Origin of the sequence: uncultured Lacinutrix sp., assembly GCF_947500605.1 — a bacterium.
Classification (GTDB): Bacteria; Bacteroidota; Bacteroidia; order Flavobacteriales; family Flavobacteriaceae; genus Lacinutrix.
In genome coordinates this window covers 398,384-424,078 of the sequence record NZ_CANMSJ010000001.1, presented here as the reverse complement: position 1 = coordinate 424,078, position 25,695 = coordinate 398,384, and the positions used below count along the sequence as shown (strand labels likewise).

The window sequence follows — 25,695 nt, the reverse complement described above, 5'->3', positions numbered from 1 at the left end:
TTGCGTTATACTTTAATTCGTCTTAAATTTGCAACCGCAATTTATTGCAACGTTCATACAAATAAAAATTACAATTGGAGAGGTGCCTGAGTGGCCGAAAGGAACGGTTTGCTAAATCGTCGTACCAGCAATGGTACCCAGGGTTCGAATCCCTGTCTCTCCGCAATTATCTGATAATCATTTTCGGGGTGTAGCGTAGCCCGGTTATCGCGCCACGTTTGGGACGTGGAGGCCGCAGGTTCGAATCCTGCCACCCCGACTATTATTAAATGCTACGGGCTCGTAGCTCAGCTGGATAGAGCACCTCCCTTCTAAGGAGGCGGTCACAGGTTCGAATCCTGTCGGGCTCACAGAATCCCTTTCATTTATTTGGAAGGGATTTCTTGTTTAATAACGTTTCCTTAAATTAAATAACTATCTTACTAACTATGGCTAAATCTGGAAGTGCTAAGAACACAAAAAATAAAGCAAAGCATACAAAGCTAATGGATAAGAAGAAGAATAAACTTCGCCAAGAAAAAATAGCTAGAATGGAAAAATTAAAAGCTATTATCACACTTGCCAAAAACAATAACAGTTAACCTCTGTTTTCTAGCATTTTAAACTTTTTTTATTTAAAAGATTGCTATTATATTAAAATATAACGTAATACATCTGTTTTATTTACTTTTTATCGAATTTTATACTCAACTATTTATGAGCATAATAAATACGTTAAAGAGATGGTACTTTTGCAGTCCCAAATAAAATATAATGAAAAATCTACTTAAAAAAATCTCACTAGCAATAGTGGTAATAATGTTTTCTAGTTGTTCTGTTGAAGATATTGCTAGTTTAGAAACAGAAGCAAATCTTACAAGTAATATTACTTGTAATGATACAAATCCTGAGGCACGTTTTGTAAACAACGGTACAGTTGCATTCAATTTTAAAATTTACGATTCTAACATGTCGTTATTAGCCCATTTTCAAGATGTAGCACCTGGCAGTACAACTGCTTGGACTTCTTTTGCAGAAGGTGAGTTATTATTTACTATAGAAGAGACAACAGCTTCGGGAATATCAGATCAAAAAATGGAAACTCTTATTAATAATTGTTCAACTTTTGATGTAACAATCTCATCAAATAACCAGTTATTGGATAATTCTCCAATTCAAAATTAGTCTAAAATAAATAAATTTGAAAAAGGCCTAATCGTTATGATTGGGCCTTTTTTTATGCTTTAATTGTAATAATAATGATTGTTTTGTCTTCTCTATTCTTAGTAAAAAACAAATAATCGTTACCACCATCTTTTAAATTTAGTTTCTTACGAATTTGTTGTACAGATTCAGGAAAATTTCTTGTAGTTACATTAGCTTTTACACCATTAAATTCTCGCTTAAATTTCTTTTTATTATAATCTATAACATTATTAATTTTAAAGCGTCTACCAGGAAAATCTATAAGTGCTTCAGAGGTGTAAAGGTGTGAGTGTTTATGTAGTTTTTTTAAATTTAATTTTTCGGCTAAAACATTAAAAGCTCCTGTTTTTAAAATAGCAGCATTGGGCTCGTACAAATAGGCGAGTGGCATACTAAGTTCTGCATTAGCAAAGGATTCTTCATTTAAATAAAAATTAAATATTTGATTGTTTTCCTTAGTAATGTTTACCGTTTTAATTTCTACTTGGTCGTTATAATTTCGTTCTAAAATCCATAACAATTCTTTTACTTCATTATTTACTGCTATAGAATGAATTGCCTTTACGTGTTTCAATTCTAAAATTCCAGAACTAACATCTAACAATGGAGATGTTTTTATCATTATCTTTTTAGAGTGTTCAAATAGTAATTCTATGTGCTTAGGCACATTAGGTAAACAATCTTTAAGTAAAAAGACTTTTCCTTTACTATCGTCCCGTCTTGAAGGATCTATATATATCCAATCGTATTGCTTTTTCTCTTCTTCTAAGGTTGTAATACCGCTTTTAGCTATACATGTAATATTTTTAGCTTTTAACTGCTTATAATTGTGCTGTACTATATTTGATAAATTACTATCGATTTCGCAATGATAAACTTGTTCTATTTGTTTAGAGAAGTAATAACAATCTACTCCAAAACCACCTGTTAAATCTATTAATGCTTTTCCGGAGACTAAATTAGCTTTATATTTTGCTGTTATTTCAGAAGAGGTTTGTTCTATATTAAGCTTATTAGGATAGTATATGTTTTTTGTAGAAAACCAAATAGGGAGTTTTTTCCGACAACGTTTTTTTGCTTCAATTTGCTCTATAAGTAGTTTTAAAGTGACTGAAGTGTTTAACGTTTTCTTTAGTAATAATTGACCTATGTCTGCATTTAAATTATTTTCTATAAACTCTTGATTTTCATTATTTAAAACAGCATTATTTAAACTATTCTTTAACATCTAATCCTTTTGTTAATTTCTTTACTATTCTGTACTCAGATAAAAATTCTTTAGCAATAACTTTTATAGCTGTATATAACGGAATTGCTAATATTAAACCTACTATTCCAAAAAGTAAACCAGCTATAATAATGATGATAAAGATTTCTAATGGATGAGATTTTACACTTTTAGAAAATATAAATGGTTGACTAAAAAAGTTGTCTACCAATTGTGCTACTACAAAACCAATCATTACATAAATTGTTTTTGGCAATATAACATCACTAAAACTCTCACCTAAATTACTAGACATGGTTAATAGTATTATTAAAACAGCACTAATCATTGGTCCAACATAAGGGATAACGTTTAAAAGTGCACAAAGTGAAGCAATAATTATAGCATTTTGAATACCAAAAATAAACAGCACAGCAGAGTAAATAATAAATAAGATTAATAATTGTAGTACTAAACCTCCAAAATAACGAGATAATAAATCTCTAATTGTATACAACGATTTTTTAATACGCTGATCTTGTTTTTTAGGAAAAAGTGCCATAATACTATTACTAAATAAAGTACTGTCTTTTAAGAAAAAAAAGGAAATGAACAACACCGAAAATAATCCAACACTAAAACTACCAAAACCAGATACTATAGCGTTTAGTATGTTAGGAATAAAGCTAAAATTAAAGTTTGACATCAACTTAGAATCTTGAATAGTATCTTCTACATCTGAAGTTTTTAAGTTAAAATGATTGATAAACTCTGTATACAAATTCTCAATATTGCCTTGTAACTGGTCAATGTCTAATAAAGATAGGTTTTGGCCTTGTTCTATTGCTAAAGGAATAAACATACCAATAACTCCAGCTACTATAAGTACAAATAAGAACATAGTTACTACCACGGCAAGTGTATCTCCAAACTTTAGTTTAGACATAAAGAAACGCTTAATCGGTCTTCCTAAGAGAGAAACGACACCTGCAATAGCAACGTACGCGATTACAGATTGTATTTTATATAAAAACCACAATAGAATAATTACACCAACAAGTATGGTTATAGCTCTAAGGATTCCGTTTGATATTGTTCTCGAATTCATTTAGTAAATATACTGATAGAAAAGTTATTTTAATAAATTAAGCAAACGAAAGTAATGGTTTGCTTTAATTTTACTTAATAGAGCTGTTTTGTTATCTCGTACAATGCAATATTGGTTGCTTGCACAACATTCATACTACTGTTTTGTCCAAACATATTAATATGAATTACATTATCACATGCTTTTAAAACCGCTTCTGAAACACCAAAATTCTCGTCTCCAATAATTAACGCAATTGGTTTATCGGCTGAAAAATTAAAAGTATGAATAGGAGTACTGTTTTCTGTTATTTCTAAAGCAAAACATTGATTATTAGATGCTTTTAAACTTGAAAGAACTGCTGCTATATCTTCAATAACTTCATAGTTAACAACTTTTTCTGTAGCACGAGACGTTTTTGTCATTTTTCGACCTAACGGAATATCATGCGAGCAAAAGATAATTTTTTCTACTCCAAAAGCATCAGCTATACGAAACAAGCTGCCAATGTTTGGAGCGTTAGTTACGTTTTCGCAAACTAAAGTGATTGGAAATGTTTTTTTATTGAAGTTAGTGGTGTAGTGGGTGAGTTGCATTTTTTCAATTATCGGTTTTCATAAATCAGTAATCATTGATTATTGTTCAATGATAATTGATTACTGCTAATTCTCGAAAGCATATTTAACAATATTTGCTCCCATTTGTAAAGCTTTCAATCTAACGTCTTCAGGATCGTTGTGTACTTCTTGGTCTTCCCAGCCATCTCCTAAATCACTTTCTAAAGTAAAAATAAGAACTAATCTATTCTCATGGAATAAACCAAATGCTTGTGGTCGTTTGCCGTCGTGTTCGTGAATTTTTGGTAAACCTTTTGGAAAAGAAAATGAAGTTTTAAATATGTCGTGATTTGAAGGTAATTCTTTTAATTCTTGATTAGGAAATACTTTTTTTAATTCTTTGGTAATGTATTGTTGCATTCCATAATTATCGTCAATGTGTAAAAAACCACCAGAAATTAAGTAATTACGCAAGTTTTTTGCTTCATCTTCGTTAAAAAACACATTGCCATGGCCCGTCATGTGTAATAAAGGATATTGAAAAATGTCTGTACTACCAGCTTCTACAGTTTCTGGTTTTTCGTTCATTTTCGTATCTATATTTGCATTACAAAACTTAATAAGATTAGGTAATGCTGTAGGATTAGAATACCAATCGCCACCACCTTTATACTTTAAAATTGCTAAGTCTTGAGAAAAGGAAACTATTGAGACTAGAAATAAAGCAATTGTTATGTGTTTTTTCATATTACTCATTTGTAAAAGCAACCGAATGACAAGCTACAATTGCAGCTGTTTCTGTACGTAAGCGTGTTTCTCCCAAAGTTACAGGAATAAATTCACTATTAACAGCCATTTCAATTTCTTTGGTGCTAAAATCGCCTTCAGGACCTATTAATATAGTTGTATTCTTATTTTGTTCTAGCTGTTGTTTTAAGGACTTTCTATTGGTTTCTTCGCAATGGGCAATAAACAAATTGTCTTTAAATTCTTGTTTTATAAAGTCTTTAAAAGCAATAGCATTATTTAATTTGGGTAAATAACAACTTAAAGATTGTTTCATTGCCGACTGTAGTATCTTCTCGAAACGCTCTTGTTTTATAATTTTGCGCTCGCTATGATCGCAAATAATAGGTGTTATTTCTTGAATGCCAATTTCTGTGGCTTTCTCTAGAAACCATTCGTAGCGGTCATTCATTTTTGTTGGTGCTACTGCTAAATGTAAGTGAGATTTTGGTTGCTTTTGAAATTGCTTTGTCTTAATTTCTGCTACGCAATTTTTTATATTATCCGAAATAATTTCAGCAGAAAACAACCAACCAGCACCATTAGTTATATGCATGGTATCTCCAATCTTTTTACGAAGCACTTTTATAATATGCTTACTTTCCTCTTTAGAAAAAGAGAATTGTGCTGTAGTTTCTGTTATTTCAGGATTATAGAATAGTTGCATTAGTCTATTGTTTCTTGTACTTTAAGTACATAAACTTCTTTTATAAGTTGTAATCTGTGTGTTTTTTTAATAATATAAAATCCGTTATCGTCTGTAATACCAACATCGAAAATAGCATCTAATTCATGTTTTAAATCGTTAGCTTCTTCTTCAATTTCAATAGGTAACTGTCCATCTTTTACCCAACCAGTATCACCACCTTTTAAAGCGTTTTCTGCCATAGAGTATTTTTTGGCTAAGTCTCCAAAATCAACACCTTTACCATATTCAGCCATAATTGTTTTACGAAGTCTATAAATCTCAGATACAGGCATTTTATTACCATCAAAAAAGATATAACTAATTCTATAATGCGGTTCTTTTTCCTTCTGAATTACTTTGTAAAAAGTTTTTTTAAACTGAGTTCTTTCAGTTTTTGTTAAACCTACAGGCATATCTAAAAGTTCTTTAGCAAGTTTACTTTGATGTTTTTCTTCATTGAAGACCATCAATTTTTTCTTTTTAGATTTTGTTTCACCAATATACTCTTCGGCTTGCTCTAAAGTTTCAATTTTTTTAAGCTCTTTTTTAGCATTAGTTTGTGCAAAAGCAGAAAGTGATAGACTTAGTAAAAGTAGGATTACGATTTTATTCATTATAGAAAATATGTTTTTTTAGTTGAAAGAACAAAAAAACGAAAAATTAAGACGTCTATTGTAATAGTTTAGGAGCTTATTAACAAGTATTTTAATAACATTAGATTATTGAGAGCATCAAAAACGCTTTAAATCACTAGAAATAAGCTTTTTACATGCGAATAGTGCTATAGCTTGCTTTTAGCATGTTCCAAACCTAACTCTATATAATGAAGTAGTTCTGTTTCGGTTTTAACACTATTTTGAGATACATAAACAAACTCTTTTGTACGCTTTTTAGTAAAATCCATTGGCCTTACGTTGGTTTTTTCAAGCTCTTTAGCCATTTTATCGTTTATAACTCTAACAATTAGCTCTTCTTTTATAACACCAATTGTCATTTTACCTTCGTATAAAAAACTAACACCTCCAAACATTTTCTTCTCAGTAAATGCTTCAGAATAATATTTTAGTTGTTCTCTAATTCGTGTTGCTAAATGCTGGTTATATGCCATTATATTTTTAATCTAGAAGAAGCCATAACATCTTGCGCTGCAAAATCGCTTTCTAAATATTTTAAATAGCCAACAATACCAATCATAGCAGCATTATCGGTGGTGAATTCAAATTTTGGAACATAGGTTGTCCAACCAAATTTTTGTTCTCCTTCTTTTAATGCTTTTCTAATACCAGAATTAGCTGAAACACCACCACCAATAGCAATACGGTTGATACCTGTTTCTTTGGTTGCTAACTTTAACTTATCCATTAAAATACCAATAATGGTGTATTGAATAGAGGCACAGATGTCGTTTAAATTCTCAGCTACAAAATTCGGATTCTTTTTTACTTCTCGTTGTATAAAATATAAGACGGCAGTTTTAAAACCAGAAAAACTAAAGTTTAAACCTGCAACTCTTGGCTTAGTAAATTGAAATGCTTTAGGATTGCCTAATTGTGCACGTTTATCTATTTCCGGACCAGCAGGATAACCTAAACCAAGCATTTTACCACTTTTATCGTAGGCTTCTCCAACGGCGTCGTCTATTGTTTCACCAATAACTTCCATCTTAAAATAGCTACTTACTTTTACTATTTGTGTATGTCCGCCAGAAATAGTCATACCTAAAAAAGGAAATTTAGGCTTAGTAAAACCGTCTTCAGCAATAAAATGTGCTAAAATATGGGCTTGCATGTGGTTTACATCTATTAATGGAATATCTAACCCGTAAGCTAAAGATTTTGCAAAACTAGTACCAACCAAAAGTGAGCCCATTAAGCCTGGACCACGTGTAAATGCTATAGCATGAAGTTGTTCTTTAGTAATATTTGCTTCTTTTAAAGCTTGATGCACAACAGGTACAATATTTTGTTGGTGTGCACGAGAAGCTAATTCTGGTACCACGCCACCAAATTCTTCATGAATTTTTTGACTAGCAACTACATTGCTTAAAACAGCGTCGTTGCACAGTATTGCTGCAGAAGTATCGTCGCAAGAAGACTCAATACCTAGTATGTAAATATTTTGTGAGGACATTAGTAAATATTCGGCATTATAATTGTTAATTTTGAATTGAATTTAATCGAAAACAAAGGTAGCTTTTTAAACTTAAATCTCTCATCAAGAAATTTCTAAAAATAGTTGGTAAATTAATAGCAATTTTATTGCTACTCTTCATCATTTTGGTGTTGGTATTGTCTATTCCTGCTGTTCAAACTAGGTTAGGTAATTACGCCACTAAGCGTATTAACGACGATTTTAAAACAGATATTAATATTGGTAAAATAGGACTTCAGTTTAATGGAGATGTTGAATTAAAAGAAATTTTAATACGAGATTTTAAACAAGATACGCTTATTAGTGCTACAGAATTGAATACATCAATTATAAATTTTAGAAATTTATTTGATGGTACTTTAAATTTTGGGGATATTGATATGGAAGATCTTATCTTTAATGTTATTACCTATAAAGGTGAGACGGATACTAATCTCGATGTTTTTGTTGCAAGATTTGACGATGATAATCCTAGAGCCGAAAAAAGTACATTTCTGCTATCTTCTAGCGATGTAACTATTTACAATGGCATATTTAGGTTAATAGACGAGAATAAAGAAACACCCAAAGTACTTGAGTTTAACAAACTAGATATTAATGCTACAAATTTATTAATTGAAGGTAGCAATGTAAGTACTAGAATAAATACACTTTCCTTCTTAGACAATAGAGGTTTAGTTATTCAAAACATGTCTACCAACTTCAAGTACACGCTTGAAGATATGACTTTTAATGCACTTAACATTAGAACAAAAAACTCTACACTAAAAGGTGATTTAACTTTTTTATACGATAGAGAAGATTTTAAAGATTTTGAAAATAAAGTAAAAGTAGAAGCCTATTTTAGTGATGCTGATATTGCTTTAGATGAATTAAACGTATTCTATAACGAATTTGGTGTTAATCAACGTGCCCGTTTTAATACTGAAATCTCAGGTACTTTAAACGATTTAAAGCTTAAAAATTTAAAGTTAAATACAAGCACGAGAACAAAAATTTATGGAGATATAAATTTTAAAAACCTTTTAAATAGTGAAGAGAATAACTTTGCTATGTATGGTAACTTTTCAAATCTTACATCTAATTATAAAGACTTAAAACGATTATTACCTAATGTTTTAGGTGCTTCTATACCATCTATTTTCGACAAACTAGGAGATTTTAATATTAATGGAACTACTAATATTACACCAACTAAAATTAATGCAGAATTAGATATTAATACAGAGTTAGGTTTCATTAAATCTAACCTAAGCCTAACAGATGTTAACGATATAGATCATGCTGCTTATAAAGGAAACATTGTTTTCGATAAGTTTAATATTGGTGCTTTTTTAGAAGACCCAAACCTAGGAGAAATATCGTCTAACTTAGATGTTGATGGTTTAGGGTTTAAAAAGGAGAATTTAAGAACAGGAATTAAAGGAGATGTTTTTTCTATAAATTATAACAAATATGATTATCAAAATATTGTTGTAAACGGAGATTACGAACAAAGTGTTTTTAACGGAAAACTTGTTGCAAACGATAAAAACTTAAAACTTGATTTTAACGGACTAGCAGATTTATCTTCAGCTATTAATGCTTTCGATTTTTCGGCAAATGTAGAATATGCCGACTTAAAAAAATTAAACCTTTACACAAGAGACTCATTATCATTTTTTAAAGGAAATGTGCAAATGAAAATGAAGGGCACAACATTAGATGATGCTGTTGGAAATATTACCTTTAAGAAAACAAATTATAAAAACGAAACAGACGATTACTATTTTGAAGATTTTGCAATAACATCTACTTTTGAAGGTAAAGAGCATATTATTAATGTTAATTCTCCAGATATAATAGAAGGGAACATGAGAGGTGAGTTCCTGTTTAAAGATGTTCCAGATTTATTTGAAAACTCTATTAAAAGCATATACACAAGTCAGCCTCCAAATGCTATTGATACAGATCAGTTTATTAATTTTAACTTCAAAATTTATAACAAAATTGTTGAAGTATTTTATCCAGATTTAAAATTAGGAAAAAACACTTATGTAAGAGGTCGTGTAGAAACAGACGAAAAAGAGTTTAAGCTAACATTTAAATCTCCTAAAATTGAGTGGTTAGATTATTTTGCAAGTGAAATAGAAGTGCAGGTTGATAATAAAAACCCACTTTTTAATACCTATGTCGAGATTGACAGCTTAAACACTAACTTTTACAATATTTCAAAATTCAATTTAATTAATGTAACCTTAAATGATACGCTTTACATGCGTAGCGAATTTAAAGGAGGTAGCAATAATACAGACGATTTTAACCTTAGTTTCTACCATACAATTAATGAGCAAAACAATTCCGTTGTCGGTTTTAAAACGAGTGAAATCACTTTTAAAGACAATCTTTGGAAGGTTAATGAAGCATCTGATAAATACAACAAAATTGAAATAGGAAACGGCTTTACAGATTTTAATATCGAGCAACTTGTTTTAAGTCATAATAAGGAGGAAATAAAATTAGGTGGTGTTGTAAAGGATTCTACATATAAGGATATAAAGCTTAATTTTAAAGATGTCGATTTAGCTAAAATTACACCTAGAATAGACAGCTTATCTTTAGCAGGTAACGTAAATGGAAAGTTAGATTTACTTCAAAAAAACGGAAATTATCTTCCTAGCTCGTCTATTACAATAGACGATTTAGAAATTAACGATACCTATTTTGGATCTTTTGATGCTAATATAAAAGGTAACCAATCACTAACTAATTATAGTATTAAGGCTAAAATTAAAGACGATACAAAAAATTCTTTCGAAGCCATTGGAGATATAGATCTTTCGTCTAAAAACGCAGCAATAGATGTGAATTTACGCTTTAATGATTTTAATATTAATATACTGTCTCCTTTACTAGAGCCTGTTTTAAGTAATGTGAGAGGAGAGGTAACAGGTAAAATTGATATTCTTGGAGATTTAAAGCAACCTAAGTTTAATGGAGCTTTAAATATTAATAATGGAGGATTAAAAGTACCTTATTTAAATGTAGATTTTGGTTTTCAAAACAATTCTTCAGTAACATTAGACAACCAAAACTTTAATTTTAACAATATAAAGTTAACAGATATAAAGCATAACACAAAAGGGACATTAGATGGTGTTGTAAGTCATGTTAATTTTGCAAAGTGGCGCTTAAATTTGGACCTTGATACAGATAGACTACTAATATTAGATACAAAAGAAACTGAAGAGTCTTTATATTACGGTACAGGTTTTATTGCAGGTAATGCTAATATATTTGGACCAACAGAAGCATTAAGAATTACAGCTGAAGCTGAAACAATGGCAGGCACAGAATTTTATATTCCTTTAAGCGATGTTGAATCTTTTGGTGATAATTCTTTTATTCATTTTTTAACTCCTGAAGAAAAACTAGCCAAATCTGAAGGTAAAACTATTGAAACTAAGAATATTTCTGGATTAGAGCTCTTTTTCGATTTAGATGTAACCCAAGAAGCACTTATAGAAATAGTAATGGATAAAGAGTCCGGAAGTACTATTCGTGGTCGAGGAAACGGAAGTTTACTATTTAATATTAATACAAACGATAAGTTTGAGATGTATGGTGATTTTGTAGTCTATGAAGGTGTCTACAATTTCTTATACGGAGGTATAGTACAAAAGGAGTTTAGCGTAAAGCCCTACGAAAGTACTATAGGTTGGGACGGATCGCCATTAGATGCTGAAATAAATATTCAAGCCATTTATAAAACACGAACAAATCCTTCTCCTTTATTAGATGAGCCTATTAATAGAACCATTCCTGTAGAACTACAAATAAATTTAACAGGACAGTTAGAAAGGCCAGAACCAGAGTTTATATTCGATTTCCCTAATGCGAGTTCAACTATTAAGTCGGAATTAAATTATAGATTAGATTCTGATACAGATAAAGAAAACCAGGCATTATATTTATTAACAACTGGAGGTTTTAATAGACAATTGCAAGACATTAATTTTACAGGAACCATTGCAGAACGTATTAACGGTCTTATTAATGGAATCTTTACAGATGCAGATAATAAAATTAAAATAGGTTTAAATTACGAAGCAGGCCAAAACAGACCAGATTACAATACAGATGATCGTGTTGGTTTTACATTACAAACTAAAATTACAGATCGGGTACTAATAAATGGTAAAGTAGGAGTACCAGTTGGTGGCGCTGGAGATTCTGTAATTGCAGGAGATGTACAGGTAGATTTCTTGTTAAATGAAGAAGGGACACTTACTGCTACAGTTTTTAATAGAGAAAATAGTATTAGAAATTTTGGAGAAGAAATAGGCTACACACAAGGTCTTGGTATTGCTTATTCTGTAGATTTTGATACGTTTGGAGAATTACTTCGAAAAATATTCACTAAACAAGAAAAAGAAGTTACAGAAGAAGCTCCCGAAGAAGAGGCAGCTCCTGAAGAAAAAAACAAAGAACTTCCACCTGGTTTTGAATTTAAAAAGAAGGATTAATTCTTCATCTTAACTTAAGATGATTTTTTTTTAGTCTTAATCTACTTACTTCAAATTGATCTATTATATCCAAAGCAAATAATTCAAAATCACTTCAATAATTCAATTTTTGACAATTTAAAAAGTCATAATTCATCATCATTTTAACCTTTTTTCAACAATTTCATTAACTAAAACGTTATAGTAAAAATACGCTTGTTAATTTTTAACAAATTGGTAGTATTATATTAATTTACTTTATTAGCTTAGCTTCAAACAAGGTAAATAAATGTCTAAAACGATAAAAAAAATTGGAGTAATGACCTCTGGAGGAGATGCTCCAGGAATGAATGCGGCAATAAGATCTGTAGCAAGAACATGTGCTTTTCATAACATAGAATGTGTAGGGATATATCGTGGCTATGAAGGAATGATTGAAGGCGATTTTAAGGAACTTACCGCAAGAAACGTAAAAGGTCTTATTAATAAAGGTGGAACTGTTTTAAAATCTGCTAGATCAAAAGAGTTTAGAACACCAGAAGGAAGAAAAAAGGCATACAATGCTTTAACAGCAAAAGGAATAGATGCATTAGTAACTATTGGAGGAGATGGTACATTTAACGGAGCACTAATCTTTAACCAAGAATACGACTTTCCGGTAATGGGAATTCCTGGTACTATCGATAACGATATTTTTGGAACATCTCACACATTAGGTTACGATACTGCTTTAAACACAGTTGTAGAATGTATAGATAAAATTCGAGATACAGCAAGTTCACACAACAGATTGTTTTTTGTTGAAGTAATGGGCAGAGATGCAGGACACATTGCTCTAAACTGTGGTATTGGAGCAGGAGCAGAAGAGATTTTAATTCCTGAAGAAGATTTAGGTTTAGACCGTTTATTAGAGTCTTTACGTAGAAGTAAAAAATCTGGTAAATCTTCAAGTATTGTAGTTGTAGCTGAAGGCGATAAAATTGGAAAAAATGTTTTTGAATTAAAAGACTATGTCGAAGAGAACATGACAGAATACGAAGTACGTGTTTCTGTTTTAGGTCATATGCAACGTGGTGGAACGCCATCTTGTTTCGATCGTGTTTTAGCAAGTAGAATGGGAGTAAAGGCTGTAGAAAGTTTAATGGAAGGACAATCTAATTACATGGTTGGTTTATTAAACGATAAAATAGTTTTAACACCTTTAGAAAAAGCTGTAAAAGGAAAATCAGAAGTAAATAAAGAATTAATTCGTGTGTCAGACATCATGACCACATAATAATAGAAAAAAGAATTATGTCAAAATTAAAATTAGGAATTAACGGATTTGGTAGAATTGGTCGTATTGTATTTAGAGCGACTGTTAAACGTGATAACGTAGATGTTGTTGCAATAAACGATTTATTAGATGTAGAGCACTTAGCGTATTTATTACAATACGATTCTGTACACGGTAGATTCGATGGTACTATTGAGGTAAAAGATGGCAATCTTGTTGTCGATGGAAAAACAATTAGAGTAACTGCAGAAAGAGATCCTAAAAACTTAAAGTGGGATGAAGTAGGAACAGATGTTGTTGCAGAGTGTACAGGTATTTTTACAACTTTAGAAACAGCAGATTACCATATTCAAGGTGGTGCTAAGAAAGTAGTAATTTCTGCACCTAGTAAAGATGCTCCAATGTTTGTAATGGGAGTAAATGATAATAAATTAACTGCAGACCATACAATTGTATCTAATGCATCATGTACTACAAACTGTTTAGCGCCTTTAGCTAAAGTTATTGAAGATAATTTTGGTATTGAAGAAGCATTAATGACAACTATTCATGCTGCAACTTCTACACAATTTACTGTAGATGCTCCTTCTCGTAAAAACTACCGTTTAGGTCGTAGTGCTATAAACAACATTATTCCTACTTCTACAGGAGCTGCTAAAGCTGTTGGAAAAGTAATTCCAGAATTAGATGGAAAAATTACAGGAATGGCATTTAGAGTACCAACTGTAGATGTATCTGTAGTAGACTTAACAGTTAAAACTAAAAAAGCAACGTCTTTAGCAGAAATTAAAGCAGCTATGAAAAAAGCAGCCGAAGGTTCTATGGAAGGTGTTTTAGGATATACTGAAGATGCTGTAGTATCTCAAGATTTTGTTAGCGAAACAAAAACAAGTGTTTTCGATGCAGATTCTGCAATAGAATTAAACTCTACATTCTTCAAGTTAGTATCTTGGTATGATAATGAGTTTGGATATTCAAATAAATTAGTAGACTTGGCCGAAAAAGTAAATACACTTTAAGGTTTTGTATATTAAATAGTATTTAGCGCAACAAAAGACCTTTAAAAGCTTTTGTTGCGCTTTTTTATGTCAAATGGATTTTATCTTTTAACTAAAAGTCTTTTGGCCTTATTAATTAAACTAATTTTAAATTATGATATTAATAGTTGATAGTGGTTCTACAAAATGCGATTGGATGGCAGTAGATATAAAGGGTAATCAATTACTAGAAAAAATTAGAACCAAAGGTTTAAATCCTGCTATTCTTTCTGAAAAAAAACTAAGAAAGACTATTAAAAAAAGTAAGGAGTTAAAAAACAATAGAGAGAAGGTTACTAATATCTTTTTTTATGGAGCCGGTTGTGGAACAGAAAATCCAAGATTAGCTTTAAAAGTGGTCTTACAGCAATTTTTCACAAATGCAACAGTAGAAGTGAATGAAGATACTTTAGCTGCTGTATTTGCAACTATAAACACTCCAGAAGAAGCCGCAGTAGTTTGCATATTAGGTACAGGATCTAATTGTAGCTATTACGATGGTAAAAAACTAGAACAGCGTGTAGATTCTTTAGGTTATAGTTTAATGGATGATGCTTCTGGTAATTATTTTGGAAAACAATTAATAAGAGATTATTATTTTAACCACATGCCAGAAGAAATTAAAATCGCCTTTGCAGATAAATACAATTTGGAATCAGATTATATTAAATATAACTTATATAAGCAGCCAAATCCTAATGCTTATCTAGCCAACTTTGCAGAGTTTATGATTTTGAATAAGGATTCTAAATATGTAAATAAATTAATAAAAGATGGAATTCGTTTATTTACAAATAACATGATTCTTCAGTTTAAAGAAGAATTAAAAACAGTTCCTGTTCATTTCGCAGGCTCTATTGCATATTTCTGTCAAGATGAAATAAAAGAAATAGCAAAAGAATTAGGTTTCAAAACTGGTAATTTTGAAAGGCGACCTATAGAAGGTCTAGTAAAGTTTCACACGAATAAAAAGGAATAAAATACCTCTTTATAAATCATAAAAAAGCCTCATTAAAAACTATTTAATGAGGCTCTTTTTATTTGAAAACAATTACTTTACAGCAATCATACTTATTTCTACATTAACAAACTTTGGTAAGTTTGCTACTTCAACAGTTTCTCGAGCAGGAGCAGTAGCTTCGTTAAAATACTCACCGTATACTGCGTTAATTGCTCCAAAGTTATTCATATCGCTAATAAATATAGAAGATTTAATAACGTTTTCAAAAGTCATGTCTGCTGCTTCCAAAACGGCTTTCATGTTCTCCATAACCTGTTTTGTTTCAATAGTAATATTATCTAAAACTAGTTCGCCAGTTTCTGGATGCAAAGCAATTTGTCCAGATGTATATAAAGTGTTGCCACTTAAAACAGCTTGATTATATGGTCCAATAGGAGCAGGAGCTTTAGTTGTTGTTATTATTTTTTTCATAAAATGGAAAGTATTATTTTATATAAATGATTTTAAGAAACTCATATAACAAGGTTCTATATCTTGTTTTAAATATGCTATAACTGTTGATCTGGCTGAAGACGTTTTTCATATTTTAAGTCTTTTAATATACTAGACTTTATTCCTATAAAGAAATTCCAAGAACTTCTACTACTAAAAGGAATCCAACTAAAATCCATACGCCAACTCATTAAATCTCTACCAAAACGTAATTGTGTATAAGAGAATCCTTGGTTTTTAAAATCGTACCCAGAAGAAGCTCCAATACTCCATTTAGGTGACACTTCAATATCACCAGAAAACATTAAGGAATGAGAAGATATCTCATTTTGGCGTTGTGAATTAGAATAATTTACAGCATATGCTAAACGTAAATTCCATGGCACAGAATAATTATAAAAATCACTTGGCTCTTTATCCTTTTCATCATCTTCTTTTTCATCATAACGCTGATCGGCAAAATCTTGAGAACGTCCAAATAAATCATCATCTCGTCCACCACTGTCTAAGGTTTCAGTTCTACTTCTATCACTAGTATTAGATTTCCTATCGTTACCTTTACTATTTAAGCTATAACCTAAAGTAAGGTTAGCACTAGTTAATCTAAATAAACTTCCGCCGTTACTTATATTAAATTCATCAATTTTCGTATTGTTATTGTCTAATGCGTAAGGATCTAAAGTAGCTCCAAAATTCACATTCATTTTATTATCGAATAACTGTGTACCACCACTCATTCTTACAGGACTAAAACGTAAGGAATCGCCCGCGAGATTGTAAGAAGTAGAAAAATTTAAATTATTTAATAATATAATTTTTTTAGGCTCTGTTTTTGTGCTGTCTTTATCTCTAACTTTAGCTTCAATATTATTACTAAGAGACAAACCAATTGAACTAGAATAAGTTTTATTTGGAGCACCAAACAAGCTACCTTCAAACCGCGAAAATTCATTTTCACTAATGCTTTCTCCATTTATATCTGTAACCTCGTAAGAGTCGTAATACTTATCGAAAGCAGGATTTACATTATAACTTATGCTTGGTCGCATAACATGCCTTATTGCTTTTATTTTTTTGTCTTCACCTTCCTTTTCAAAATTAAATTGCCCATAAACAGTAGTACCTATACTAGCACCAAAATTATAAGTTCTGTAAGCATCGAAACCTGTTATGTCTTCTGTAACGACTTCACTATTCTCACTATCATAATATTCGTCAATAGTATTTAGTGTCCATGTTTCTTCAAAATTAGCATTGGCACTCACACTAAAATAATTAAAAACCTTAAAGTTAGTGGTTACAGGAATAGTGTGTTGCATCCCAATTTTTGCGTCATCAAACATTTCACTTTTAAAGAAAAGCGAATCTGTAGTTTGTATTTGATTTTCTCCTCTTACACTATATTGTAGGTTTATATTTTGAATAATCCCTTTCTTTGAACCTGTTTTAGGTGCAAATGGATATACTCGACCAACACTAGCTTGTAATGTTGGTAATGTTAAGTTTATTTCTTCCGTTTGCGTGTTTTGAGAATGTGTTGCAGTTAAACTAACATTAACTTGTGGCTCGCCTTCAAATGTTTTAGAGTAAGATACAGATGAAGCTAAAGTATTATTTAGAAAACTAGCAGTATTAATCTGGTTTTGAGATTGCTGATAATAATTACTACTACCAAGGTTTACAGAAGCTGAAAATCGCGAATTAGGATTAGACTTAGTATCTTGAGAATGAGACCAACGTAGATTATAAATCGTATTTTTCGCATAATCTGAAAAACCACGCTCACTAGTAATTAAATTCTCATATCTAAAACCTAAACGTCCATTATACTTGTAGCGTTTCTTGTAATTATTTTCTAAACGCAAACCATAACTTCCATTAGTATAGTAATCTCCTAAAACGGCTAAATCTACATAATCACTTATAGCAAAGTAATAACCACCATTTTGAATAAAATAACCTCTATCGTTTTGTTCTCCAAAACTTGGAAATATAACACCAGATGTTTGCTTTTTACTTAGCGGAAAAAAGGCAAAAGGAACAACAATAGGAGTAGGGACATCATAAATAAACATTTGTGCAGAACTTGCAACAATCTTTTTATTTGGAACCAATTTAGCCTTGTCAATCAAAAAATAATATTCCGGATCTTCTTCACTTTCGGCAGTGGTAATTCGCATTTTGTTCAAAAAGTAAACAGAATCATTTTCTTTCTTAGAACGCTCAGACCTAATTTTCATTCCTTCCTGCTCTGTGTTAGAATTAAAAATTATTGCTTTCTTGTTTTTAAAATTAAAAATCATAGAATCTGGTTCTATGAGATTATCACCTTGCTTAAAAACGGGTCTTTGAGAGTATACACCAGCAGTATCTTTTATTCTTCCAGCATAAATTAAATTCTTGCTGTAGTCTATAACTATAGTTCCAGCAGTAATTTCCATGTCGGTATAATTTACTTTCGCTTCATTATACAAATACATTTTTTGCTCTTTTCTATTAAAAGCATTATAATCTGCGGCACTATAACTTACTGTTGCTTGTAAAAGTGCCGGTTTTGGTTTTATAGAGTCTGTTACGGTAGAATCTGTTTCTTTTATCGTAATTAATTCTTCAACAGGAATAACAATGGAGTCGTTAACCTTAGTAGGAGGCTTAATGCTCTCAACCTCTTTTTCCTTAGGAATTTCAATGCTTTTATCTTCACCATCAACTTGGGCAAAGCTAAAAGTGTTGATAAACACTGTAAAACTTAAGGCAAAAAGTATATGAATTCTATTTGTATGCAATGCTATTGTATGTATTTTTGCTAAAGTATGGCTCGATATTTGAATTCACAAAATTACATATATTTTTTATGATTAATTTATCATATCTATATAATTTACAAATCCATACTAAACGCTTATAAAATTTGTTATATCACTATGCAAACGAAACTAAAAACGCTTTTCTTATTAATTATAATAACATTAACAGTATCACTATCTGTAAATGCTCAATCCGATTCTGATAAATTTATCGTTGTTTTAGATGCAGGACATGGTGGAAAGGATCCTGGAAAACCATCGAAAGCTGGATATAAAGAAAAAGATATTGCTTTAAAAGTAGTTCTTGCTGTTGGTAAAGAACTTGAAAAGAATAAAGACATTAAAGTTGTTTATACCAGAAAAACCGATGTTTTTATCAATTTATTTAAAAGAGGTGAAATTGCAAATAAAGCCAATGCCGATTTATTTGTATCAGTACACTGTAATGCGCATACTTCTCAAGCACATGGCTCAGAAACATATGTACTTGGAGTTCATAGAAACAAAACAAATTTTGATGTGGCAAAAGCAGAAAACGAAGTTATATTTCTAGAAGAAGACTACGAGCACAATTATAATGGCTTCGATCCAAATTCTCCGGAGTCTTTTATTGGTCTCACATTAATGCAAGAACAGTATCTAGATCAAAGTATACAGTTAGCAAGTTTAATACAGAAAAATTTTACTAATAATTTAAAACGTAAAAATAGAGGTGTTAAGCAAGCTGGTTTTATTGTTTTACATCAAACGGTTATGCCAAGCGTATTAGTCGAAACTGGTTTTATAACAAATACTTCTGAAGGTAGATACCTTAATTCTAAAAAAGGTCAAACAGAATTATCTAGCGCAATGGCTAATGCTATTGTTTCATACAAAAAAAGCGTAGAGCAAAATTTTGTAGATACAGAATATATTATCGAAGAAGAAACTAACATTCCTTCCAACCAAAAAATAATACCTAACACCATTTTTAAAGTACAAATTGCTGCAGCTTCAAAAAAGTTAGAACCTAAACCATATAATTTCAAAGGATTAAAAGATATTTCAAGAGATAAAGAAGGTAAATTGTATAAGTATTTTTATGGTTACACTTCAGATATTAATAAAATACAGAAAATGCAAAAGGTTGCTAAACAAAAAGGGTTCACAAGCGCATTTATAGTAGCCTACAGAGATGGTGAACGCATTAGTTTACAAGACGCCTTAAATAGTGGTACTAAATAGAGCCATTGTTAAGTTTATTTATTTTATTTTTGTTCCAAATCAAACACTTTCATTTTGAAAATCTCCAGAGAAGTCAAAACAGGTATACTAGCTATTGCAGGAATAGCTCTATTTATATTCGGTTTCAGTTATTTAAAAGGTAACAACCTTTTAGAAAGCGATATAATTGTATATGCAAAATACGATAATGTAGAAGGCTTAAAGCCTTCGGCACCAGTAACTATTAATGGTTATGCCATTGGTAAAGTATTAGATATTTATTTTGAAGACGAACAATCGGGTACTCTAATCGTTAAAATGAGTGTAGATACTAAGTTTAAGTTTTCTAAGAATAGTAAAGCCGAATTATTCCAAAATGGTTTTATTGGTGGTAAAGAAATACAAATTCTTCCTGCTTACGATAATGCTGAAAATGCTAAAACAGATGATTACCTCCAAAGTGCCACAAAAGAAGGTATGATGGAATTAGTTAACGAGCGTTTAACACCATTACAAGAAAAAATAGAAAAAGTAATGAGTGAAACCGATACTCTTTTAGTAGGTTTTAACAATATTTTCGATGCAAAAGCTCAAGCAGATTTAAGAAATAGTATTGCTGGTTTAAACGCTACTGTAGCAAGTTTTAATGCTACAGCAAAATCTCTAAATGGATTAATAGATACTAACAAGGATAAATTAAACAATACACTTACTAATTTTGAAGCTACTTCTGGTAACCTAACTACAATGACTAATAAATTAGCTCAAGTAGATATAGCCAAAACAGTAGAAGAGCTGCAGGCTACCATTAAAAAATTCGATAACTTAATGGCAAGTGTAGAAAATGGAGAAGGCTCTATTGGTAAATTATTAAAAGACGAACAACTATACGAGAATCTTGCAGGTGCATCAAAGCAAATGGAAGAACTACTTGAGGATATGAAACTAAATCCTAAACGTTATGTGCATTTTTCTTTATTCGGAAAAAAACCAAAACGTTATGATGCTGAAGGTAACGAGATAGAAGACAAAAAATAAACTAACTAACCCTAGAAAATGAATTACTTACCAAACATACTATTTGCCATTGTCCTTATTGCAGGCATTGGTTTCTTTGCAAAAAATGTACAAAAATTGTTTCGTAACATTAAGTTAGGAAAAGACAAAGAGATAAACGACAACAAACCACAACGTTGGAAAAACATGGCCATGATTGCTTTAGGACAAAGCAAAATGGTAAAACGTCCGGTCTCAGGATTTTTTCATATTATAGTTTACGTAGGTTTTGTTATTATAAACATAGAAGTATTAGAAATCATAATCGATGGTTTATTTGGAACACACCGTATTGGGCATCAAGTATTACCAGAATCACTTTATGGATTCTTAATCGGAACTTTCGAAATTCTTGCAACTCTAGTTTTTATAGCAGTAGTAATCTTCTGGATCCGTAGAAATGTTATAAAACTAAAACGTTTTATGAGTGCCGAAATGAAAGGATGGCCAAAAAACGATGGGAATTTTATTCTATATTTCGAAATGGTTTTAATGACCTTATTCTTGGTAATGAATGCAACAGATTCATCTTTTCAAGCTGCAAATTCAGGAAACGTAATAAGTCAATTTATTTCTCCTTTATTTGGTGATAATCTAGAAACACTTCATATAATAGAAAGAGGCGCGTGGTGGCTTCACATAACAGGTATATTAGTGTTCTTAAACTACCTATACTATTCAAAACATTTACACATATTATTAGCATTTCCAAACACTTATTTCGGAAAACTAACACCAAAAGGACAGTTTCCAAATAACGATGTTGTAACCAAAGAAGTCATGTTAATGATGGATCCTGATGCAGATCCTTACGCAGCACCAGCAGAAGATGCAACCGATGAACCTCCTGCAAAATTTGGAGCAAGCGACGTACAAGATTTAAGTTGGTTAAACTTATTAAACGCCTATTCTTGTACAGAATGTGGACGTTGTACAAGCGAATGCCCAGCAAACTTAACAGGAAAAAAATTATCGCCTCGTAAAATAATGATGGACACTAGAGACCGTCTGGAGGAAGTAGGTAAAAACATAGACGCAAACAAAGGTGTATTTGTAGACGATGGTAGGCAATTACTAAACGATTACATTACACCAGAAGAATTATGGGCTTGTACTAGCTGTAATGCTTGTGTAGAAGCTTGTCCAATAAGCATCGACCCATTAAATATTATTATGGAAATGCGTAGCTACCTAGTAATGGAAGAAAGCGCAGCACCAATGGAACTTAACAATATGATGACTAATATTGAAAACAATGGAGCACCTTGGCCATACAACCAAATGGATAGATTAAACTGGAAAGACGAGTAGCATAATTTGGGCGTTACCTAAAGGTCAGGCTTTACGCTATATCTTTTTTAAGAAAAATAAAAAAGGTTAAGACTATCGATAGATAAGTGAACAGCATCAATCCTTAACGCAATACTTATTAATGCTATTTACTAAATTAATAGTCTGTAAGTATTAAAAAATATAGCTCACTAAAAAAACAAACAAAAACGAGAATACTATGAACACTAAATATAAATACACACTAATTTTTGTGCTATTTTTATGTTGTACTATAGTATCTGCTCAAAGTTTTAAAAAAGATTCGTTACAAATAAAAGCCTATACAGAGATTGAATATAAAGCAGGAGAACCAATAAACATTACATTAAAAAAAGTGTTTTGCGATTACTGTTCTAAAAAACAATTAGTATTATTAGGAGCAGATGCCATTAGGAGAGCAGATGGTGAAAAATACGATTCAAAAAATAAGTTAGTAGACGGCAAAAAGAAATTAGCAGTTTATATTAGAATAGCAAAAACAGATTTTGCAGCAATAAAAGAAGTAGAGTAAACAAAAATAAGTAACATGAGCGAACAACTAATAGTGCCAACAATGGCAGAAATGATGGCAGAAGGTAAAACACCAGATATTTTATTTTGGGTTGGTTCTGCTGGAAGTTACGACGATAGAGCAAAAAAAATAACAAAAGCATTTGTTAAAATTCTAAACAAAGCAAACGTAAACTTTGCTGTATTAGGAACAGAAGAAAGCGCAACAGGAGATCTAGCAAAAAGATCAGGAAACGAATTCTTGTTTCAAATGCAAGCTATAATGAATATCGAAGTATTAAACGGTTACGAAGTTAAAAAAATAGTAACCTGCGATCCGCACTCATTTAATTGTTTAAAAAACGAATATCCAGGCTTAGGTGGTAAGTACGAAGTATTACACCACACACAGTTTATAAAAGAGTTAATTAATACAAAGCAACTCGAAATTAAAGACAGTGACTATAAAGGTAAACGTATTACTTTTCACGATCCTTGCTACTTAGGAAGAGCAAACTCAGAATACGAAGCTCCTAGAGATGTACTAAACACATTAAACGCCACTTTATTAGAAATGAAACGTAGTAAATCTACAGCGTTATGTTGTGGAGCAGGAGGAGCACAAATGTTTAAAGAACCAGAAAAAGGAGACAAAGACATTAACGAACTTCGTACAGAAGATGCTTTAAAAACCAATCCTGATATTATTGCAACTGGTTGTCCTTATTGCATGACAATGATGTCTGACGGTGTAAAAGTTAAAGAAAAAGAGAACGAAATTAAAGTTATGGATGTTGCAGAGCTTATTGCAAGTTCTCAAAATTTATAAAACAATCTCATCTGGTTTATAGCCGGATTAAACATATAAAATTAGATAAATAGTTATGTTTACTAATATAGAAATAGATATCGATTCCATTCCAAAAGCGGAGATGGTTAAACTTAATCCTATTTCTAAAAGCTATTTAAAAATACTATACATAAATATTTTTATTCAATATTCTATTCTATTTGGAATTGTAATATTGGCTAAAAATTTAATAGAAGAAGATTGGGTTTCTAATGTTTTTTGGTATGCTATTATCTTTTTGTTCTTATTATTAATATTACAACTTGTAATTAGTATTCTAAGTTTTAAAAAGCGTGGTTACGCATTAAGAAATCACGATATTATTTATGCTAAAGGTTTGTTGATGCACAAAAGAACAACTGTTCCTTTTATTAGAATACAACATCTAGAAACGAAACAGAGTTTTATTGCTAAGAAATTTAATTTAGCATCACTTCACGTTTATACAGCAGGCGAATCTGGAGGAGATTTATCCATAAGCGGATTAACTTTTGAAGAAGCTACACGTATAAACCAACTGTTAACGACCAAGATTAACTAGGTGTACGATTTTAAAAATCCATCAAGACAATCTATTAAAGGTATCGCAGTACTTTTCGGGTTTAATAGTTACAAAATACTAAAAAGCCTTTTTATTGCTATTGCAACTTTTTCTTACTACCTAATAAAAGGAGAAAAAGTGTTTGGTTTGTCTTTATACCAAATTATTCTGGCGGTTGTAATTGTGTTTTTATTCATTTTAGCACGCTCAATATTACAATACCTTAATTTCAAATTTTACATATCTGGAGACGACTTTAAACTTTCAAAAGGCATATTAAATAAAGAGGAAATAACAGTTTCTAAGTCCAAAATTCAGAATATCTATATTAAGCAAAATGTACTTCAGCAAATAATAAATGTTGTGCAATTAGATATTGAAACTGCTGGAGATGCCAAAGCCGAAGTTAAAATTACTGCATTAAGTAGAAATAAAGCAAAAGCTCTTAAAGAGGAATTACTCTCGAGTGTAAACCTTGATAATCAAGAAGAAACCGTTAACGAAATTAAAGACGAGCAAAAAATTTATTATAAAGCTTCTATTAAAAAGCTATTTTTAGAAGGTTTCAGTCAGAACCATATTAAAAGTTTCTTAATTATAGCAGGATTTATAGGTGGATTGTATTCTACTTACGAAGACTTTATGCAAGAATTAAAATTAGGAGATAAATTTGAAGCATTACTTACCCAAAACAGTAATTCAGTAAGTACTTTAATATTTATAATCTTTAGTTTTTTAATAATAACATTAATCATTTCAATACTATTTTCTATAATAAGAACCTTCTTACTTAATTTCGATTTACAAGTTATTGAGCATAAAAACACGATAGAAATTAAAAAAGGGCTATTTAACAAAGTTGCAATAATTCTATCGCCGTCCAGAATTCAAAATATAGAAATAGTAAATAATAGGTTAAAGCGTTATTTTGGATTAAACACCTTGCGTATAAAGCAAGCAATGGTGGATAAGAAACTACAGAAACATTTCTCGATTATAGCTTTAGATCAATTACAAGTAAACTATTTAGTAGAAAAGCTCATGCAAAGGTTATCTACAACTTCTAAAAAAGAAAAACCAGAGACTTATTATATCCGTTTTTTACTATTAACAATGCTTATACCACTAGTGCTTTTTAATGTCATTGCTTTTTTTGTATTTGATAACTACTTTTGGATTATCAACTTATTTGTAGTTCCGATACTTCTTTTAATGATCTATTTAAAACACAAAAAAGCATACTATAAATTAAACGATAATATTTTGATAGTTGGCGATGGCTCAATTTCAACAATAACGCAATTACTTGAAATACACAAAGTACAAGCTGTGGCTACAAAACAATCAGTATTTCAAAAATTAAGAAATATAATAACTGTAGAAGTGTACACAGCATCAAAAGCCACAAAGATTTTATATGTAAAAGAAAATAGAGCAAATGAAATTGTTAATTTCTTATTATATCAAATTGAATCTCAGCGCAAAGATTGGATGTAAAGTATTATT

Annotated in this window: 23 protein-coding genes and 3 tRNA genes; 16 read left to right on the top strand and 10 right to left on the bottom strand. The window is 30.8% G+C overall.

What is annotated here, in order from left to right:
• Positions 1 to 76: 76 nt before the first annotated feature.
• The 5 genes from Q0935_RS01900 to Q0935_RS01880 all read left to right on the top strand — a co-directional run bounded on the left by Q0935_RS01900 (position 77) and on the right by Q0935_RS01880 (position 1,164).
• Positions 77 to 163 (top strand) — tRNA-Ser (locus tag Q0935_RS01900).
• A gap of 21 nt (positions 164 to 184) precedes the next feature.
• Positions 185 to 259, top strand: a tRNA-Pro gene (locus tag Q0935_RS01895).
• A 17-nt stretch (positions 260 to 276) separates the two neighbouring features.
• Positions 277 to 350, top strand: a tRNA-Arg gene (locus Q0935_RS01890).
• A 78-nt stretch (positions 351 to 428) separates the two neighbouring features.
• Positions 429 to 581, top strand: coding sequence for a hypothetical protein (locus Q0935_RS01885; RefSeq protein WP_299381885.1), 153 nt, complete (start codon positions 429 to 431; stop codon positions 579 to 581).
• Positions 582 to 753: 172 nt separating this feature from the next.
• Positions 754 to 1,164, top strand: coding sequence for a hypothetical protein (locus Q0935_RS01880; RefSeq protein ID WP_299381883.1), 411 nt, complete (start codon positions 754 to 756; stop codon positions 1,162 to 1,164).
• Positions 1,165 to 1,216: 52 nt separating this feature from the next.
• Here Q0935_RS01880 and Q0935_RS01875 read toward each other — a convergent pair whose 3' ends face one another.
• The 8 genes from Q0935_RS01875 to tsaD form a co-directional block, all read right to left on the bottom strand.
• Positions 1,217 to 2,413, bottom strand: a complete 1,197-nt coding sequence (locus tag Q0935_RS01875) for an RsmD family RNA methyltransferase (protein WP_299381881.1) — start codon at positions 2,411 to 2,413, stop codon at positions 1,217 to 1,219.
• The gene (locus tag Q0935_RS01870; RefSeq protein ID WP_299247531.1) at positions 2,400 to 3,500 is read right to left on the bottom strand and encodes an AI-2E family transporter; all 1,101 of its coding nucleotides are present in this window, start codon (positions 3,498 to 3,500) and stop codon (positions 2,400 to 2,402) included. Before Q0935_RS01870 ends, Q0935_RS01875 begins: the two co-directional genes overlap by 14 nt.
• 74 nt (positions 3,501 to 3,574) lie before the next feature.
• Entirely contained in the window at positions 3,575 to 4,075 is a 501-nt protein-coding gene (locus tag Q0935_RS01865) for a TrmH family RNA methyltransferase (protein WP_299247534.1), read from the bottom strand.
• 66 nt (positions 4,076 to 4,141) lie between these two features.
• Positions 4,142 to 4,783 (bottom strand): DUF4159 domain-containing protein, encoded by a 642-nt coding sequence (locus Q0935_RS01860; RefSeq protein WP_299381879.1) that lies wholly within the window; start codon positions 4,781 to 4,783, stop codon positions 4,142 to 4,144.
• Position 4,784: 1 nt separating this feature from the next.
• The gene (locus Q0935_RS01855) at positions 4,785 to 5,489 is read right to left on the bottom strand and encodes a 16S rRNA (uracil(1498)-N(3))-methyltransferase (RefSeq protein ID WP_299381877.1); all 705 of its coding nucleotides are present in this window, start codon (positions 5,487 to 5,489) and stop codon (positions 4,785 to 4,787) included.
• Positions 5,489 to 6,124: a peptidylprolyl isomerase gene (locus Q0935_RS01850; protein WP_299247542.1), complete on the bottom strand. Its 636-nt coding sequence runs from the start codon at positions 6,122 to 6,124 to the stop codon at positions 5,489 to 5,491. The genes Q0935_RS01855 and Q0935_RS01850 overlap by 1 nt, the downstream gene beginning before the upstream one ends.
• 167 nt (positions 6,125 to 6,291) lie before the next feature.
• On the bottom strand, positions 6,292 to 6,618 hold the full coding sequence (locus Q0935_RS01845; protein WP_299381875.1) for a TfoX/Sxy family protein: 327 nt from the start codon (positions 6,616 to 6,618) through the stop codon (positions 6,292 to 6,294).
• A complete protein-coding gene (gene tsaD / locus Q0935_RS01840; RefSeq protein ID WP_299247547.1) occupies positions 6,618 to 7,640 on the bottom strand; it encodes a tRNA (adenosine(37)-N6)-threonylcarbamoyltransferase complex transferase subunit TsaD in 1,023 nt (340 codons plus the stop codon). Before tsaD ends, Q0935_RS01845 begins: the two co-directional genes overlap by 1 nt.
• 128 nt (positions 7,641 to 7,768) lie before the next feature.
• Here tsaD and Q0935_RS01835 point away from each other — a divergent pair, with 128 nt between their 5' ends.
• The 4 genes from Q0935_RS01835 to Q0935_RS01820 all read left to right on the top strand — a co-directional run bounded on the left by Q0935_RS01835 (position 7,769) and on the right by Q0935_RS01820 (position 15,437).
• Complete coding sequence (locus Q0935_RS01835) at positions 7,769 to 12,166, top strand: translocation/assembly module TamB domain-containing protein (RefSeq protein WP_299381873.1); 4,398 nt, start codon at positions 7,769 to 7,771, stop codon at positions 12,164 to 12,166.
• Between the two features lie 268 nt (positions 12,167 to 12,434).
• The gene (gene pfkA / locus Q0935_RS01830; protein ID WP_299381871.1) at positions 12,435 to 13,421 is read left to right on the top strand and encodes a 6-phosphofructokinase; all 987 of its coding nucleotides are present in this window, start codon (positions 12,435 to 12,437) and stop codon (positions 13,419 to 13,421) included.
• A gap of 17 nt (positions 13,422 to 13,438) precedes the next feature.
• A complete protein-coding gene (gap, locus tag Q0935_RS01825; protein WP_299247555.1) occupies positions 13,439 to 14,440 on the top strand; it encodes a type I glyceraldehyde-3-phosphate dehydrogenase in 1,002 nt (333 codons plus the stop codon).
• Between the two features lie 133 nt (positions 14,441 to 14,573).
• Positions 14,574 to 15,437 (top strand): N-acetylglucosamine kinase, encoded by an 864-nt coding sequence (locus Q0935_RS01820; RefSeq protein ID WP_299381869.1) that lies wholly within the window; start codon positions 14,574 to 14,576, stop codon positions 15,435 to 15,437.
• Between the two features lie 72 nt (positions 15,438 to 15,509).
• Here Q0935_RS01820 and Q0935_RS01815 read toward each other — a convergent pair whose 3' ends face one another.
• Both Q0935_RS01815 and Q0935_RS01810 read right to left on the bottom strand, forming a co-directional pair.
• A complete protein-coding gene (locus tag Q0935_RS01815) occupies positions 15,510 to 15,890 on the bottom strand; it encodes a Rid family detoxifying hydrolase (protein WP_299247563.1) in 381 nt (126 codons plus the stop codon).
• A gap of 77 nt (positions 15,891 to 15,967) precedes the next feature.
• Positions 15,968 to 18,697, bottom strand: a complete 2,730-nt coding sequence (locus Q0935_RS01810; RefSeq protein ID WP_299381867.1) for a putative LPS assembly protein LptD — start codon at positions 18,695 to 18,697, stop codon at positions 15,968 to 15,970.
• A 138-nt stretch (positions 18,698 to 18,835) separates the two neighbouring features.
• Between Q0935_RS01810 and Q0935_RS01805 the strand changes: the two genes are divergently transcribed.
• The 7 genes from Q0935_RS01805 (at position 18,836) to Q0935_RS01775 (ending at position 25,686) form a co-directional block, all read left to right on the top strand.
• Positions 18,836 to 19,942, top strand: a complete 1,107-nt coding sequence (locus Q0935_RS01805) for an N-acetylmuramoyl-L-alanine amidase (RefSeq protein ID WP_299247569.1) — start codon at positions 18,836 to 18,838, stop codon at positions 19,940 to 19,942.
• Between the two features lie 54 nt (positions 19,943 to 19,996).
• Positions 19,997 to 20,959, top strand: a complete 963-nt coding sequence (locus Q0935_RS01800) for an MlaD family protein (protein WP_299247572.1) — start codon at positions 19,997 to 19,999, stop codon at positions 20,957 to 20,959.
• 18 nt (positions 20,960 to 20,977) lie between these two features.
• Positions 20,978 to 22,288 carry a 4Fe-4S dicluster domain-containing protein gene (locus Q0935_RS01795; RefSeq protein WP_299247575.1) on the top strand — a complete coding sequence of 437 codons (1,311 nt, stop codon included), beginning with the start codon at positions 20,978 to 20,980 and terminating at the stop codon, positions 22,286 to 22,288.
• Between the two features lie 199 nt (positions 22,289 to 22,487).
• The gene (locus Q0935_RS01790) at positions 22,488 to 22,820 is read left to right on the top strand and encodes a hypothetical protein (protein WP_299247581.1); all 333 of its coding nucleotides are present in this window, start codon (positions 22,488 to 22,490) and stop codon (positions 22,818 to 22,820) included.
• 15 nt (positions 22,821 to 22,835) lie between these two features.
• Complete coding sequence (locus Q0935_RS01785; protein ID WP_055437096.1) at positions 22,836 to 23,627, top strand: (Fe-S)-binding protein; 792 nt, start codon at positions 22,836 to 22,838, stop codon at positions 23,625 to 23,627.
• 55 nt (positions 23,628 to 23,682) lie between these two features.
• Positions 23,683 to 24,189, top strand: coding sequence for a PH domain-containing protein (locus tag Q0935_RS01780; protein WP_299381865.1), 507 nt, complete (start codon positions 23,683 to 23,685; stop codon positions 24,187 to 24,189).
• Positions 24,190 to 25,686: a PH domain-containing protein gene (locus Q0935_RS01775; RefSeq protein ID WP_299381863.1), complete on the top strand. Its 1,497-nt coding sequence runs from the start codon at positions 24,190 to 24,192 to the stop codon at positions 25,684 to 25,686.
• Positions 25,687 to 25,695: the final 9 nt, after the last annotated feature.

Excerpts from the sequence above, each read along its gene's own strand:
- pfkA (WP_299381871.1), top strand. The coding sequence starts at position 12,435 with ATGTCTAAAACGATAAAAAAAATTGGAGTAATGACCTCTGGAGGAGAT.
- Q0935_RS01785 (WP_055437096.1), top strand. The coding sequence starts at position 22,836 with ATGAGCGAACAACTAATAGTGCCAACAATGGCAGAAATGATGGCAGAA.
- gap (WP_299247555.1), top strand. The coding sequence starts at position 13,439 with ATGTCAAAATTAAAATTAGGAATTAACGGATTTGGTAGAATTGGTCGT.
- Q0935_RS01795 (WP_299247575.1), top strand. The coding sequence starts at position 20,978 with ATGAATTACTTACCAAACATACTATTTGCCATTGTCCTTATTGCAGGC.
- Q0935_RS01845 (WP_299381875.1), bottom strand. The coding sequence starts at position 6,618 with ATGGCATATAACCAGCATTTAGCAACACGAATTAGAGAACAACTAAAA.
- Q0935_RS01815 (WP_299247563.1), bottom strand. The coding sequence starts at position 15,890 with ATGAAAAAAATAATAACAACAACTAAAGCTCCTGCTCCTATTGGACCA.
- Q0935_RS01855 (WP_299381877.1), bottom strand. The coding sequence starts at position 5,489 with ATGCAACTATTCTATAATCCTGAAATAACAGAAACTACAGCACAATTC.
- tsaD (WP_299247547.1), bottom strand. The coding sequence starts at position 7,640 with ATGTCCTCACAAAATATTTACATACTAGGTATTGAGTCTTCTTGCGAC.
- Q0935_RS01780 (WP_299381865.1), top strand. The coding sequence starts at position 23,683 with ATGTTTACTAATATAGAAATAGATATCGATTCCATTCCAAAAGCGGAG.
- Q0935_RS01880 (WP_299381883.1), top strand. The coding sequence starts at position 754 with ATGAAAAATCTACTTAAAAAAATCTCACTAGCAATAGTGGTAATAATG.
- Q0935_RS01870 (WP_299247531.1), bottom strand. The coding sequence starts at position 3,500 with ATGAATTCGAGAACAATATCAAACGGAATCCTTAGAGCTATAACCATA.
- Q0935_RS01885 (WP_299381885.1), top strand. The coding sequence starts at position 429 with ATGGCTAAATCTGGAAGTGCTAAGAACACAAAAAATAAAGCAAAGCAT.
- Q0935_RS01850 (WP_299247542.1), bottom strand. The coding sequence starts at position 6,124 with ATGAATAAAATCGTAATCCTACTTTTACTAAGTCTATCACTTTCTGCT.
- Q0935_RS01860 (WP_299381879.1), bottom strand. The coding sequence starts at position 4,783 with ATGAAAAAACACATAACAATTGCTTTATTTCTAGTCTCAATAGTTTCC.
- Q0935_RS01790 (WP_299247581.1), top strand. The coding sequence starts at position 22,488 with ATGAACACTAAATATAAATACACACTAATTTTTGTGCTATTTTTATGT.
- Q0935_RS01875 (WP_299381881.1), bottom strand. The coding sequence starts at position 2,413 with ATGTTAAAGAATAGTTTAAATAATGCTGTTTTAAATAATGAAAATCAA.
- Q0935_RS01820 (WP_299381869.1), top strand. The coding sequence starts at position 14,574 with ATGATATTAATAGTTGATAGTGGTTCTACAAAATGCGATTGGATGGCA.
- Q0935_RS01805 (WP_299247569.1), top strand. The coding sequence starts at position 18,836 with ATGCAAACGAAACTAAAAACGCTTTTCTTATTAATTATAATAACATTA.
- Q0935_RS01865 (WP_299247534.1), bottom strand. The coding sequence starts at position 4,075 with ATGCAACTCACCCACTACACCACTAACTTCAATAAAAAAACATTTCCA.